Origin of the sequence: Cohnella massiliensis (assembly GCF_900169535.1) — a bacterium.
Classification (GTDB): Bacteria; Bacillota; Bacilli; order Paenibacillales; family Paenibacillaceae; genus Cohnella; species Cohnella algarum.
The window spans coordinates 94551-108988 of sequence record NZ_LT821259.1; the positions used below are offsets into that span (position 1 = coordinate 94551).

The 14438-nt window shown below is 57.8% G+C and carries 12 protein-coding genes and 1 pseudogene; 7 read left to right on the top strand and 6 right to left on the bottom strand.

Annotated features, from left to right (window positions below; translation table 11 throughout):
• Positions 1-16 precede the first annotated feature (16 nt).
• Both B7E11_RS14460 and B7E11_RS14465 read left to right on the top strand, forming a co-directional pair.
• Positions 17-1412, top strand: a pseudogene (locus tag B7E11_RS14460) (MDR family MFS transporter).
• A 57-nt stretch (positions 1413-1469) separates the two neighbouring features.
• Complete coding sequence (locus B7E11_RS14465) at positions 1470-2360, top strand: class I SAM-dependent methyltransferase (protein ID WP_080835836.1); 891 nt, start codon at positions 1470-1472, stop codon at positions 2358-2360.
• A 209-nt stretch (positions 2361-2569) separates the two neighbouring features.
• Here the strand turns inward: B7E11_RS14465 and B7E11_RS14470 are convergent, their stop codons facing one another.
• A complete protein-coding gene (locus tag B7E11_RS14470) occupies positions 2570-3433 on the bottom strand; it encodes a helix-turn-helix transcriptional regulator (protein WP_080835839.1) in 864 nt (287 codons plus the stop codon).
• Positions 3434-3701: 268 nt separating this feature from the next.
• Here B7E11_RS14470 and fabF point away from each other — a divergent pair, with 268 nt between their 5' ends.
• Together fabF and B7E11_RS14480 are read left to right on the top strand one after the other, a co-directional pair.
• Positions 3702-4940, top strand: a complete 1239-nt coding sequence (gene fabF / locus B7E11_RS14475) for a beta-ketoacyl-ACP synthase II (RefSeq protein ID WP_080835842.1) — start codon at positions 3702-3704, stop codon at positions 4938-4940.
• A gap of 927 nt (positions 4941-5867) precedes the next feature.
• Complete coding sequence (locus tag B7E11_RS14480) at positions 5868-6473, top strand: 5' nucleotidase, NT5C type (RefSeq protein ID WP_080835845.1); 606 nt, start codon at positions 5868-5870, stop codon at positions 6471-6473.
• Positions 6474-7043: 570 nt separating this feature from the next.
• Here B7E11_RS14480 and B7E11_RS14485 read toward each other — a convergent pair.
• The 5 genes from B7E11_RS14485 to B7E11_RS14500 form a co-directional block, all read right to left on the bottom strand.
• Positions 7044-8168, bottom strand: a complete 1125-nt coding sequence (locus tag B7E11_RS14485; protein WP_080835849.1) for a response regulator — start codon at positions 8166-8168, stop codon at positions 7044-7046.
• A 153-nt stretch (positions 8169-8321) separates the two neighbouring features.
• On the bottom strand, positions 8322-8489 hold the full coding sequence (locus tag B7E11_RS29580; protein ID WP_176220761.1) for a hypothetical protein: 168 nt from the start codon (positions 8487-8489) through the stop codon (positions 8322-8324).
• Positions 8490-8547: 58 nt separating this feature from the next.
• Positions 8548-9405 (bottom strand): hypothetical protein, encoded by an 858-nt coding sequence (locus tag B7E11_RS14490; protein WP_080835852.1) that lies wholly within the window; start codon positions 9403-9405, stop codon positions 8548-8550.
• 60 nt (positions 9406-9465) lie between these two features.
• On the bottom strand, positions 9466-10860 hold the full coding sequence (locus B7E11_RS14495; protein ID WP_080835855.1) for an ATP-binding protein: 1395 nt from the start codon (positions 10858-10860) through the stop codon (positions 9466-9468).
• Positions 10857-11543, bottom strand: coding sequence for a response regulator transcription factor (locus B7E11_RS14500; RefSeq protein ID WP_080835858.1), 687 nt, complete (start codon positions 11541-11543; stop codon positions 10857-10859). Before B7E11_RS14500 ends, B7E11_RS14495 begins: the two co-directional genes overlap by 4 nt.
• 222 nt (positions 11544-11765) lie before the next feature.
• On the opposite strand from B7E11_RS14500, the gene B7E11_RS14505 reads away from it, so the two are divergent.
• The 3 genes from B7E11_RS14505 (at position 11766) to B7E11_RS14515 (ending at position 13669) form a co-directional block, all read left to right on the top strand.
• Entirely contained in the window at positions 11766-12185 is a 420-nt protein-coding gene (locus B7E11_RS14505; protein WP_245809731.1) for a DUF6220 domain-containing protein, read from the top strand.
• Positions 12182-12373 (top strand): DUF5957 family protein, encoded by a 192-nt coding sequence (locus B7E11_RS14510; RefSeq protein ID WP_080835860.1) that lies wholly within the window; start codon positions 12182-12184, stop codon positions 12371-12373. The genes B7E11_RS14505 and B7E11_RS14510 overlap by 4 nt, the downstream gene beginning before the upstream one ends.
• Before the next feature lie 132 nt (positions 12374-12505).
• A complete protein-coding gene (locus B7E11_RS14515; protein ID WP_080835864.1) occupies positions 12506-13669 on the top strand; it encodes an iron-containing alcohol dehydrogenase in 1164 nt (387 codons plus the stop codon).
• Positions 13670-14438 lie beyond the last annotated feature (769 nt).

Below are 14438 nucleotides of genomic sequence, written 5' to 3' on the forward strand. Positions count from 1 at the left end.
ATAACGCGGCCCAATCATGTTTGCTCTGATTATCGGCATGTTTGTCGCCGGTTTGAATGAGACTTTAATGGGCAATGCCCTTCCCGAATTAATGAAATCGTTTGGCGTGTCTGCTGCAACGGGGCAGTGGCTTTCCACCGCCTATATGCTCGTTGTTGGCGTGCTTGTTCCGGTAACGGCAATCCTGCAGCAATGGTTTACGACCCGGCAAATATTTCTGTCGGCGATGAGTTTGTTCTTCGTCGGTTCGGTGACCTCGGCGGTGTCGCTGGAATTCGGTGTGCTGCTCGTCGGGCGGATCATTCAAGCGATGGGAACCGGCATGCTGATGCCGCTTGTAATGAACGTTATCATGACCATTTATCCGCCGGAAAAGCGCGGGGGTGCAATGGGTATTTTTGGGCTCGTCGTCATGTTCGCCCCGGCAATTGGCCCAACTATATTAGGATTAATCGTTGACGGACTATCATGGCGCTGGCTATTTTACCTTGTACTACCGTTTGCGCTGCTCTCCATTATTATAGGAGCCGTTGTCTTGAGGAATGTGACGAAAGTCACCAAACCGCGAGTGGACCTCCTATCCATCGTGTTGTCAACAATCGGCTTCGGCGGAATCGTTTATGGGTTCAGTAATGCCGGCGAACGCGGTTGGTCGGAACCAGCAGTCGTCTGGACGATCGCTGCAGGCAGTGTTTCCTTGTTGCTGTTCGTGTGGAGACAGTTATTGTTAAAGGAACCTGTTATGGATTTACGTGCTTTCCGGTATCCGACATTTGCGCTTATCGTGGTGCTTATGTTTGTGCTAATGATGACATTTTTCTCGTCGGCGATCATGCTTCCAATATTTATGCAAGGTGTACTCATGGTAACGGCATTTAAATCAGGCTTGATCCTGCTTCCTGGAGGGTTTGTGAACGGGCTCATGGCTCCGATCTCAGGCAAGCTGTTTGATAAGTTTGGACCTCGCATAACGATCATCCCCGGACTGGCCATTGTTGCCATCTCATTGTGGCAATTCACCCGATTCGATGAAACGACGAGCACGGGGTTCCTCGTCGTCGTTCACATCGCCCTAATGACTGGTTCAGCGCTAGTCATGATGCCCGCACAGACAGCGGGCTCAACCAACTGCCAAACCATCTGCACTGCACGGGACAGCGATTTTGAATACGCTGCAGCAGGTGTCCGGCGCAATCGGCACAGCTCTGTACATCAGTATTATGTCGGGCGGACAGAAGCATTACTTGAGCGGGGCGAGCGATCCGCAGGCTCCAGCGGAAATTGCCAACGGACTCGCAGCGGGCATCAACAATGCGTTTATTTTCGGCGGCTTCATCGCCCTCGTTGCGTTTGTACTCGGTCTTTTTCTTCGTAAAGGGAAATCGCCGGAGCATGAACAGGCGGCAGGATGAATCAGGCCGCTCGTTTAGGGGAATCCACAAACCATAAGGAAAGCGCGGGGAATACTCATGATCGATCTTTTTAATGCAGCAAACTGGGAAAAAGCGTGGAAAGACGAGTCCGATTCGATAATCAATCGGATGAAACAGAAGGGAATTGATCCTACCCGGTCTTTTGACCCCAAAGCCAAGACGTTCAACGAACAATCGTTTAGCGAAGAGGGAAGGAAACGAACCAAACGAATCATGAACTGGCTGGAAGGACAAGGCGTCCAATTCGAGAATGCCTCCGTGCTCGATATTGGCGCCGCATCGGGCGTGTTCTCCGTACCGTTTGCGGAGCGAGGGGCTCGTGTAACCGCCGTAGAGACTTCTCCCCCGCTGATCGAATTGCTGGAAGAAAACATCTTGAACTTCGCCGAAGATCAAGTGAAAATTGTACCCGTACCGTTTGAAGTTATTGACGTAGAGGCCGAGGGCTGGAACGAGGCCTTCGATCTCGTCTTTGTCTCGATGTGCCCGGTCATTCGCAATTGGGGAATTGTGGAGAAGGTGCTCCAGTGCGCTCGAAAGTTCTGTTATATCAGTATGCCGGTCATTCCAGGGGAGCACAGCCTGGTGAATGAAATTTGGCCGCTTATCACTGATCAGCCTCGCCATACGCAACTTAAAGAGATGGGATATTTGCTGCATCTGCTGTATTTGAAAGGTTATGCCTACGAATCGCTGATCACGCGGGAAGCGAAGACGAAGGAAGTCTCCAGAGAAGCGGCGTTGCAGGAAGCTCTGACCTGGCTTGGCCATCACCGTCTGCCCGTTGATGAGCGGAATCGGAACATCATTGCCGGCTATTTGGAGCAAGCCTATCCGTCCGACAAAGTAGTCATCCAGGAGGGCGGACGTTTTGGCAAAGTACTGATTCGATTGCAGGATCAGAACATGTACACGAGAGAGATTTGATTTCGGCAAGACGAGTTAGGAATTCATTCCAGAAAAATCAGAGATCACTTTCCGGTCAAAAACCAAAAAGCGGTCGTCTGTTTTTCTAAACGGGTCAGCCGCCGCGCACTTCCAGGAACCGCTTATTACAGGTCAGTAGCCAACTCGTTGTTTGAAAAAAACGTTAATGAAGAATGGCGGCAATAACTTCGTGTGGTACGACCGGTGGCCTAATCGGCGGAAACGGATTCGTCCGATTTTTGCTCCATTCGCCGCCTCAGCTTGGCTTCCGTCGGGGTGCCGGGGGCCGGCGTATATACGCTGCAGCGCAAATCGGCGCTGCCCTGCACTTGCAGCGAAGTCAGGTGAAACAGCATTTTTCCGGCTTTCGCGTGACGGAATTCGACAGCCACGTCCGGCGCGGAGCTGACTTGACCTTGCTCCCACAATTCGCCGAAATCCGGATGGCTTTCCTTCATCTCGGCAATAAACCGCTCGTACCACTCGTCCTGCACGTACTGCCCGTAATAGGCCCGGAACATGGCCAAAAACCCGCCGGCAAAATGCTCCCAGTTGACGGCGAGACGCCGGAATTCCTTGCGGACGAAGAGCAGCCGGATCATGTTCCGCTCCTGCGGGGGGAGCCGCTCGAAATCGAGGAACACGTACGCGGCCGCGGCGTTCCAGCCAACGATCTGGCAGCGCCGGTCGGAAATGACCGTCGGGCAGTACCGGAGCTCGCGCAAAATCATTTCCAGGGAGGGGCTGATCGCGGATGGCTCTTCCGCAAGCGCGGGAACGCCGCTCCCGGCCTCCAGCGCCAGCGAAAACAAATACTTCCGCTCGTCGTCGTTCAGCAGCAGCGCCGCCGCCACGCAGTTCAGGACCGAAGCCGAAACGCGAATGTCCCGGCCCTGCTCCAGCCACGTGTACCAGGTCGGGCTAACGCCCGCCAGCTGGGCGACCTCCTCTCTTCGCAAGCCCGGGGTTCTGCGGCGCGAACCGACGGGGAACCCGGCGTCCTCGGGCGCGATTTTGGCCCGTTTCGTTTTGAGGAATTCCGACAACGCCTTTAATCTCGTTTCCCGGTTCATTCGGGTTTCTCCTTTTTTGGGGTTCGAATGCCTATCGTTCCGTATTTCCGCGATCCATTGCCAGATCCGCTTCCGGATCGATTGTCAGATCGATTGCTCAGATTCACTTCCAGATCGATTGTCAGATCCATTCCGAGACCGGTCTCCAGACCACTTCTATATCCTATTACTTATTATACTAGGATTAACTACAACTTGTAATAGGATATCGAGTGTGACAAACTACGATCATCTAATGCGATTAGGAAGCGACAAGGAGGCATAAGCGATGGAAAGAGTCGTCATTACGGGGATGGGCGTCGTGTCGCCGCTGGGCAACGATCCCGAGCGGCTGTGGGACGGGCTGGTTCGCGGACAATCGGGCGTTTCCCTGATCGATACGTTCGATACGTCGCGGCATAAAACGAAAATCGCGGGCCTGGTGCGGGATTTCGATGCCGCGGGGCGATTCGGCGCGAAAGAGGCGAGAAGGATGGATCGGTTTACGCAATTCGCTTTGGCCGCAGCGGAACAGGCGCTCGGAGATTCCGGCCTGAACCTGGAACTTGCGGATCGGGAGCGGGTGGGCGTTTTCGTCGGGTCGGGGATCGGCGGCATCGAAACGCTGCTCGGGCAAGCGGACACGCTGCGCGGCCGCGGGCCGGAGAGAGTCAGTCCGACGCTCGTGCCGATGATGATTTCGAATATGGCGGCGGCGACGATCGGCATCCGGTACGGGCTTACCGGACCGTCGATATCGCCGGTAACGGCCTGTTCGATCGGCAACACGGCGATCGGGGAAGCGTGGCGCTGGATTCGTTCGGGAAGCCTCGACGCGGTCGTGGCGGGCGGAACGGAGGCGGCGGTGACCGAAATCGCGCTGGCGAGCTTCGCGAACGCGACATCCTTGTCGGCGCGGAACGACGAGCCGTCCAAAGCCAGCCGTCCGTTCGACGGGAAGCGGGACGGGTTCGTCATGGCCGAGGGAGCCGGGATCGTCGTGCTCGAATCGCTGTCCCACGCGCTGCGGCGGAATGCCCGGATCCATGCGGAAGTGATCGGCTACGGGGCGAGCTCGGACGCCTACCATATGGTGGCGAACCATCCGGAAGGAGCCGGCGCGTACCAGGCGATGAAGATGGCGCTTCGGGAAGCGGGCCTCGATTCGCGGGACGTCGACGTCATCAACGCCCATGCGACCGGCACGGGACTCGGGGACAAATCCGAGACGGCGGCGATCAAGAAGCTGTTCGGCGAGCGAGCGTTTCGCATCCCGGTTACCGCGAACAAATCGATGACCGGCCATATGCTGGGAGCGGCCGGCGGCGCCCAGGCGATCGCGCTCGTCAAAAGCCTGCAGGAGGGAATCGTTCCGCCGACGATCAATCAGGAGGAGCCCGATCCGGACTGCGATCTCGACTACGTGCCGAACGAGGCCCGAAGCGCATCCTTGCGCATCGGCATGTCCAATTCGTTTGGCTTCGGCGGCCACAACGCGGTCATCCTGCTGAAAAAGCACGAGCAATAAGCGCGCTCGCGCAAGCAAGGCGGGGGGAGGCGCGTTTGGTTGGCCGCCGCGGCTGGACTTAGGGGCCGTAATTTCGTTCAGTGAAGCCGGAAACGGCCTGGCAACGGAAATAACGGTCGCGAAAGGCCGCTAATGGCGAAATATCCCGCAATGCAAGTAAATAGCGGCCCCTGGAGGCCGTTAATTGCGAAATATCCCGCGAGGCGAGTAAATAACGGCCCCTGGAGGCCGTTAATTGGTTCGAGTGGGGCCGGAAAGGGGGTGGCAATGGAAATAACGGGTCACGAAAGGCCGCTAATTGCGAAATATTCCGTGATGCGAGCAAATAACGGCCCCTGGAGACCGTAATAGTGAGGCCCGAAACGGCTGGCATCAGAGAAAATAACGACATGTAGCGTACGGGGGGCGCTACATGGGCCGCAAATGCTCCGCGCAGCCGCGATGTAGCGCACGGGGTGCGCTACATGTGCCGCAAATGCTCCGCGCAGCCGCGATGTAGCGCACGGGGTGCGCTACATGTGCCGCAACCGCTTCGCGCAGCCGCGATGTAGCGCACGGGGTGCGCTACATGTGCCGCAAATGCTCCGCGCAGCCGCGATGTAGCGCACGGGGTGCGCTACATGTGCCGCAAATGCTCCGCGCAGCCGCGATGTAGCGCACGGGGTGCGCTACATGTGCCGCAAATGCTCCGCGCAGCCTCGATGTAGCGTACGGGGTGCGCTACATGTGCCGCAACCGCTTCGCGCAGCCTCAATGTAGCGCACGGGGGGCACTACATCTTTCGCCCCCATCACCGGTCCCGCGCTTATCGGTTAGGCGGCACCGGCCCAATCTGGTAGAATAAGGGGGAGCTTATCCTCTCCAATCGGGCTGCCGAGATCCGAACGGAGCGGATGCCTTCCATTTTCCCCTTAAGGAGTTTACCGGATGAAATTAGGCTTTGACATCGACGATACGTTAATCAATTTGCGGGAATACGCGTTTCATTTGTACAACAAGAAGTTGAACCGGCAAATTCCGCTGGAGAGGTTTCGCGAGCTGACGACGGTTCCGATTCATGAACCTTTCGGCATGACGTCCGAGGAGGGGAAGGAAATGTGGAACGCCCTGCGGGACGAGATTTATTTTACCGATTGTCCTCCGTTCCCGGGAGCGGTCGAGGCGCTTCAACGGCTTGACCGGGAAGGACATGAGATTTACTACATAACGGCCAGGGATGCGATATACGGCGATCGGACGAAAAGCTGGCTCGTCAAGGCGGGATTTCCGGTAGCGCCGGACCGCTTTTTTTGCGGGATGAGCGATACGGAAAAAGTTCATATCATTCGCGAGCTCGGGCTGGATTATTATTTCGACGACAAGCCCGCGGTGCTGGAAACGCTGTCCGATCTGACTTTGAACGTCTATGTCAAAGACAACTCCTACAATCGGCAGCTTCGGCTTCCGCGCATCGTCTCCTGGGACGAATTGCCGGAACTGCTTCAGCTATCGGAGCCCGGCGCTATTCGAATGTCCGAAGCCGGGGAAAAGTAGCGACCAAGTCGGCGACCGGGCAACAGCGGCCTGATGCGCGGCAAGCCGACCGAGCGTTTTTATGCGGAGTTAAACCGGCAGCCATGAGGGGGAGCGACGGCGAAACGGAGGAGGGGACGGCGTCCATGCGGGCACGGCCAGCCCTCGAGGGCGAAAAGACCGCTCCCGTCCGCGCGCCGCGACCGAAGCGCCCCGCCCTCGAGGGCGAAAAGACCGCTCCCGTCCGCGCGCCGCGACCGAAGCGCCCCGCCCTCGAGGGCGAAAAGACCGCTCCCGTCCGCGCGCCGCGACTTAAACGCCCCGCTCTCGAGGGCGAAAAGACCGCTCCCGTCCGCGCGCCGCGACCGAAACGCCCCGCTCTCGAGGGCGAAAAGACCGCTCCCGTCCGCGCGCCGCGACCGAAACGCCCCGCCCTCGAGGGCGAAAAGACCGCTCCCGTCCGCGTGCCGCGACCGAAGCGCCCCGCCTCCGGGGCGAGTAGAATCCTCCCGTCCGCGCGCCGCGACCGAAACGCCCCGCTCTCGAGGGCGAAAAGACCGCTCCCGTCCGCGCGCCGGGCCGAAGCGCCCGCTACGAGGAGACCGGGTCCATATGCTCGTTATACCACTCCCGGATTTCCGGGGAAGGCGCGGCTCCGAATTCTTCCGTCAACACCTCGCAAAGCTCGTGGTATTGTTTTTGAACGGCGGTGAGGTTGCCGTGGGCGTGATGAAGCTTCATCAAGGCCAAGTAAATTTCTTCGGAATAAGGGAACTGGTCGCGAATTTTATGATAAAGAGACAACGCTTCCGCATAGCGGCCGATTCTGTCGAGGCAGTCCGCCACGCTCAGCGCGTGCTCGTACCAAAGCGTCCGCAGGCGCTCTCTTTCGTTTTCCGCCCATATGTAATCGTAATCCTCGAAATAGTCCCCGCGGTAGATTTCGAGCAGCTGCTTGTGCTCCGCCAGGTTATGCTCGTCCGGCGGCGCAAGCTCCGACAGCTTGCGTTCCCATTCGTCGACGTCGATGCGCACCCCTTGCAAATCGAGCTGGTAGCCTTTATCCAGGCTGTGAACCTTCGCCGGGAGCTGAACGGCCTGCAGAGCCTGCCGCAGCTGATACATCGAGGTGTACATTTGGGTGAGGCTTTTCTTCAGGTCGACTTCGGGCCACAGCAGCTCGATCAGCGTATCTTTGCGAACCTGCTGGCCCCGATGATGGACGAGATAAGCGAACAATTGCTGCGCCTTGGCCGTGCGCCAAGGAAGGACGACAGGCTCCAAGCCGCCGTATTGGAGCGTTTTGAAGCAGCGAAGCATCGGTTCCGGGGCCGATTGTTTCGCTGCCGGCTTGTGCGCAAGCCGATGCTTGAGTCTTTCGATCGTCGTTTGAAGCCGCGTGTAGTCGAGAGGCTTCAGCAAATAATCGACCGCGTTGAGCTCGAAAGCCTTGATCGCGTATTCGTCGTAAGCGGTAATGAAAACGACGAACGTGTCGGGAGCCCGCATCAGAATGTGTTCCGCGACTTCGATTCCGGTCATGACAGGCATGTCGATATCGAGGAAAACAACGTCGGGACTCAGTTCGGACACGGCCCCCGGCACATCCTCCGAGTGCTGATAGACGCCTACGATGTCGATTCCCGACATTTTTCGAAGTTGATTCTCCAAGTGCTGCAGCGCGAGCTTTTCGTCATCGACCAATATCGCCCTCATGAGCCGGATTGCTCCTTTCTGTAACCACTGACTATATTATATCGAAAAATAACGAAAATCAGAATCATTTGTCGAAACGTACTCCATTATTTTCATAAAAAAATAGGCTGTCCCACAAGCCGCCGCGGCGGCATGCAGATCAGCCCGTTCGAATCAACGCGGATTCGTGAACGGTTTGACGAGCGGATCGTCCTTGGAAACCTTGATGTTCTTCATCGCTTCCGAGGCCGACTTGGAAGGTTCCCGTGGCCTGGTCAACATATCGGCGGCCCGCTTGATGACGTTCGCCGCATTGATGGGAGCATTTTTTTTATCGTTCATCCCTTCAACTCCTCGATCCATAAAGTAAATTCTCCTCCCCGATTTTCAAACAGGAAAGTCAATCTACGGGATAAGTGGCCACGACCATCAGCTCGATCGTTTCGATATTTCTCATAATTACATTATGCAGCAGCGGCAAAACTTGCTGGTCAAATAAGTCAAATTGGGTAGAATAACTGCTCCACACCGTTACGAGGTACTCGCCGTCGTCCAGTTCGTGACGGTAGACCAGCAAATTGCATTTGAAGGGGCTGTCGTTGTTCGGTTTATTCCAGCAGGCGGCTTTGTTCGTAAGCAGCGAATCCTGGGCCAGGTGCCGGTATTTCGCCGGCGTGTCGTTTTCGTACACTTCGAAGACGAAGGCGGCGTTGAACGTTTCGCGATAGGCCGTCTGGATTTCTTCGAGGAGCGTCTTGAGCACGGTCTGAAAACGAATCGAGTTGCCGTCCAGGCAGGCGAGCGTCTTGACGAATACGTCGTTCCCGGTCAAATAAGCCATGAGCGAAGCTTTGGAGGACGTGACAATCGCGTTTTGCATCGCCGCCTTTTCCGTTTCCAATTCAAACTCCACTTGAAAAAAACGAAATCTTCGCAACCGCATGAGCGCGACCGGTACGACAAGGAACAGCAGCAGCCATACGAATATGTAAAAAAGGCCCCGGAATATGACCTGGTTCGTCTCCGATTCCACGATCGGCTTCACGATCAGCGTCGTCAGCGTATCCGCGGTTTTGCCGGATGCGGAGGGGGCGGGCCCGGGAGGCCGGGCGGCGGAGCCCGGCGAAGATTCGATGCGAATCAGGGAGTAGACGCTGAAGGCGACGATGCCGACGATTCCGGCCACGTAAATGACCTGAAGCCATTTGACCCGAGCCAGAAACGCCCACAGGGAAGCTCCGATTCCGTTCGCGCGCAAGTCGCCGTCCCCCTTCCGGCTTAACCTTCCAAGGACATTATATTCAGAGGAATTAAAATATTATCCATCGGATTGTTGAAAAGGGGAAATCGGGAGAAAAACGGAAAACGTCGTGCCCTGTCCTTCGCGGCTGGCCACGGCGATCGTTCCGCCGTGCGCCTCGACGAATTGCTTCGCGATGGCCAGGCCAAGGCCGCTGCCGCCTCGGTGACGGTCGCGGGCTTCGTCCGTTCGGTAAAACCGGTCGAACAAAAAAGGCAAATGCTCCGGCGCGATGCCGATTCCCGAATCGGTAACGTCGATTCGCAATGCGCCGCCCCCGTCCTGGCCGCCGGACGGGCCGGTTCCCCCCGGTTCGTCCGCCAGGCCGATCCGGATGGTTCCCCCTTCGGGCGTATACCGTACGGCGTTCGTCAGCAAGTTGAGCAATACCTGGGCGATGCGGTGCGCGTCGGCATTCAGCGTCGTCCTCGCAGCGCGGTTGTCCAACGTCCCGGTCAGGCGCTTCGCATCGAATTCCGGGGCCAGACGCTCCATGATTTTGCGGACCTGTTCCGCCATATCGACCGGCTGCAGGACCAGGGGAAGCTTTTTGGCTTCGGCAAGCGAAAGCTGGTGCAGGTCGGAAACCAGCCTCGTCAACCGGAGAAGATCGTCCTGCACCGGAAGAAGAGCTTCCGGGGGAACGGACTGCCCGCGCTGCTGGAGGAGGTCGAGCTTTCCCTGGATGATCGTAATCGGCGTCCGCAGCTCGTGGGCCACGTCGGCGACGAGATGTCGGCGAGCCTCGTCGGACTGCCGAAGCCGTTCCGACATCCGGTTGAACGCGTTCGCTACTTTCCCGTATTCGTCCTTGCCGAGGACGGGAGCCTGCACGCCGTATTCCCCCTTGCCCAGCCGGTCGATGGCGGGCACGAGCGCCCGGAGCGGGGCCGTCAGCCGCCGCGAGAGCCAAAAAGCGACAAGCATCGAGACGACGACGAACAGGACGACCCCGAACAAAAGCAAAACGCGAGTCGAGTCGACAATGCCGATCCGCAGCTTGGACAAAAAGTCCGCCTCCTCGTCCCAGTAGTAAAGGACGGCGACCGTTCGCCCGTTGTGCTCCAGGGGAGTCCGGATGCCGAAGCGCTCGATCGCGCGGTCGGATGCCGTTCCCGCCTTGACCAGCGAATCCCCGTCCGGCGTTTGCAGAAGGAAGCTTCTGTCCGTTTCGTCCGAGGAGTCCCGCCAGGCGGATTCGCCGAACTCTCGGATTCCCGCCCAGGAACCGTTGCGGCTTCGATATTCGTCCAAAAGCCGTCCGGACAGCCGCCCGATTTCGTCCTGCTTCGCCGTTTGGACCATGAACCGGAGCGCATCGCGAACGACGAGCTGGGTCGTAAAGGCGAAGACCAGCCCCATTCCCGCGATGAACAGAGACAAGGCGGCAAACAGCTTGCGTCCGACGCTCATGAACCGTCACCGAACCGGTAGCCGAAGCCGTAAACGGTTTGGATATAGACCGGCTTCGAAGGGTCGTCCTCCAGCTTTTTGCGAAGATGGCTGATATGGGCGTCCACGGTCCGCTCGTCGTTCAAATAATCGTCCTCAAACGCTCCCTGCAGCAGCTGCAGACGGCTGTATACGATGCCCGGCCTGGCCGCCAGAAGAAGCAGAAGCTTGAACTGGGTCGGCGTCAGCGGGATTTCCGCCCCTCGCTTCCATACCCGGCACTGCGCTTCAGACAGCAGCAGCTCGCCGCGGCGCAGCATGTCCTCCCGTCCGGCTTGCCCTTCGATCCGCCGCAGCACCGAACGGATGCGCGCCGCGAGCTCGCGCAGCGAAAACGGCTTCGTCATATAATCGTCCGCTCCGACTTCCAGCCCGACGATTTTATCGGCTTCGTCCGCCCGCGCCGTGACCATGATGACGCCCATCGGCCCCAGCTGCCGCAGCTCCCGGCAAACGGCGATGCCGCTCATTTCCGGAAGCATCCAATCCAGCACGACGATCGAAGGCTTGATGGCCTTCGCTTTTTCAATCGCTTCCCGGCCGTTCGCGGCCGTGGCGATTTCGAATCCTTCTTCCCTTAAATACGGCTCCATGAATTCCAGCACTTTTTCCTCGTCGTCGACGAGCAGCAGGGTATGCGCCATATGCTTCACTTCCTGTTCTATCCGTTAACGGTTTTTATTCTCCGGGCTTTCGCCCCTATTATACCTTGCCCGCGCCGCCGGGAGTCCGCATTCATCGAAATCGCATCCGACCTTCACAAGTTCGCAACATGAGGCTGTTAGACTGGCGATATCGAACAATAATTCTGGCAGTTTCCGGGCGCGTCCCGGCCAGACGGCCGATCGAGAGGAATGGGGAGCGACATGGAAAAAAAGGAGAGCATTCTCAAAAACGCGGGCGAGGATCGCCCGATGGCGAAAGGCAAAGCTTCGCGCGTCGTTTTTGCCGTACTCGCGGCGATTTTCGCCGTTTGCGTTGCCGTTCAGGTTTTTCTTGCGGGACTTGCGACGTTCGTCGATCCGCTGAATTGGGCAAGGCATGAGAGCTTCGTGCATATGATCGAATTCGTGCCTCTAGCGATGCTCGGCTTCGGCTTTGCGGGGAGGCTCGCGAGACGGCTGCTATGGCAAGCGTTCGGGCTGTTCGGTCTCGTTTTGCTGATGTACTTTACCGCGAATTTTACAAGTGTTTCCCCGGTCGTGTCGGCGCTGCATCCCGTTGTCGCCCTGATTTTGTCGTGGCTGTCCGTCGCGGTAGCCGTAAAAGGAGCGAAATCCGCATGAGAAAATGGTTGATCGTGCCGCTGGCGCTGGCCGGGGGGTTCGCGTTCGGCTTGCTGCTGTCCGAATTGATCGGCATTGCCGGTTATTTGCTGTTCGGTTACAAGCTCGGCATCCGATATTTGCCGATCGCGCTCGGAATGGTCGGGGTCGCCGGCGCTTTGGTCTATACGATAAGAAAAAAGGCGTAACCCCGCCCGGCCGAACGTCGGTTTTCCGCCTCGGCCGCTGCCCCGCGCCCGGCCCGGCCTCCTCTTCGGGGAACGAAACATGGTACAATATACGGGATGGCCATTCGAACTCCGAAGGAGGAATCCAGCTGTATGAACTCGTTTCAACTGTATAACCCGACCCGGCTCGTGTTCGGCAAAGGGACGGTGGCGCAGCTCGGCGAACTGGTAAAGCCTTACGGCAAGCGCATTTTGCTTGTATACGGGGGAGGCAGCATCAAACGGACCGGCTTGTACGACGAGGTGAAGGCTCAGCTTGACGGCATCGGGGCGGCGGTATTCGAGCTTTCGGGGATCGAACCGAACCCGCGATTGTCCACCGTCAACAAAGGCATCGAGATTTGCCGCCGGGAGCGGGTCGATTTCATTCTCGCCGTCGGGGGCGGCAGCGTGCTCGACGCCTCCAAAGCGATTGCGGCCGGCGTTCCTTACGAGGGAGACGTATGGGATTTTTGCGTACGTAAAGCCGTCATCCGGGAGGCGCTGCCGCTCGGCACGATTTTGACGCTGGCGGCGACGGGCTCGGAGATGAACGGCAACGCCGTCATTTCGAACTGGGAGCTGAAGCAGAAGCGGGGGATGGGGAGCAAGCTCATCTACCCGAAATTTTCCATCCTGGATCCGGAGCTGACGTTTACGGTTCCGAAAGACCAGACGACGAACGGCATCGTCGATATGATGTCGCACGTGTTCGAGCAATATTTTTCCCGGACGACCGATACGCCGCTGCAGGAGCGGTTTGCGGAATCGATTTTGCAGACGGTGATCGAAAACGGCGAAATCGCGCTTGCGGACGGATCGAATTACGAAGCCCGCGCCAACCTGATGCTTTGCGGTACATATGCGCTGAACGGCACGCTGCCGCTCGGCGTCGTGACCGACTGGGCGACGCACGGCATCGAGCACGAAGTGAGCGCGATTTACGACATCGCGCACGGGGCGGGACTGGCGATCATTTTCCCGAACTGGATGAAATATGTGTACAAGGAGCGGGTGGACCGGTTCGTTCAATATGCGGTTCGCGTGTGGAACGTCGATCCGGCCGGCAAAAGCGACGACGAAATTGCGCTCGCGGGCATCGAGGGGACCCGCGCGTACTTTACGCGCATCGGCGCCCCGGCGACGCTCGGCCAGCTCGGCATCGGCGGCGAGGAGCTGGACCGGATGGCGGCGGAAGCGGTACTCTTCGGTCCGATCGGCTCGTTCAAAAAGCTGGAAAAGGACGACGTGAAGGCGATTTTGGAAATGAGCCTGTAAGCGGGTGTAAAAAAAGCGATTCCTTTCGTTCGTGGGCGGACGAGGGGGTCGCTTTCTTTATAGCCTCCGCGCGCCCGCTGTCGGTCCGGTTGGGTCGTGGCGACTCAATTCAACCGGCCAAGGGCAGACAGTCGAGCTAAGTTGGGTAAACATGACTCACCTCACCGCCTCTGCACGCCTGCTGCCGCTCCGGTTGGGTCGTGGCGACTCAATTCAACCGGCCAAGGGCAGACAGTCGAGCTAAGTTGGGTAAACATGACTCACCTCACCGCCTCTGCACGCCTGCTGCCGCTCCGGTTGGGTCGTGGCGATTCAATTCACCCCGCCACATGCATGCGGCGGTAGCCGAGACCGCCTCTCGCGACATTCTGCCCGAATCTCCGCCATTCGCGATCCTCGGGGGTCTTGTTTTCCAATGACGCCGTAAGGCGGGGTTTGGCTCCTTTTGTCCCTGGCCGAGCTCCCGGTGCCTGCCGCCAAAAGCTTACTTGGAGAAGGTCATGCCCCGAATCTTGTCCAGACCCTGTTTTTCGAAGATTAATATTTTGTAATATTTTAGGACACAATTTGAACTATTTTATAAGGGTTCGGTCATAATCAACCTGAATGCGGTAAAAAAAATTTAATGTTAAGCGCTGCCTTGAAACGCTTACTTACAAATCATGTCATCCATTCCATTCATCAACCCAATATTTGGGAGTGCATTTCGCAAAATTTTGGTTTACGGTTGTATTGGGCGGCCAAGGGCTGCGGGTTGAAGCTGTGCGGG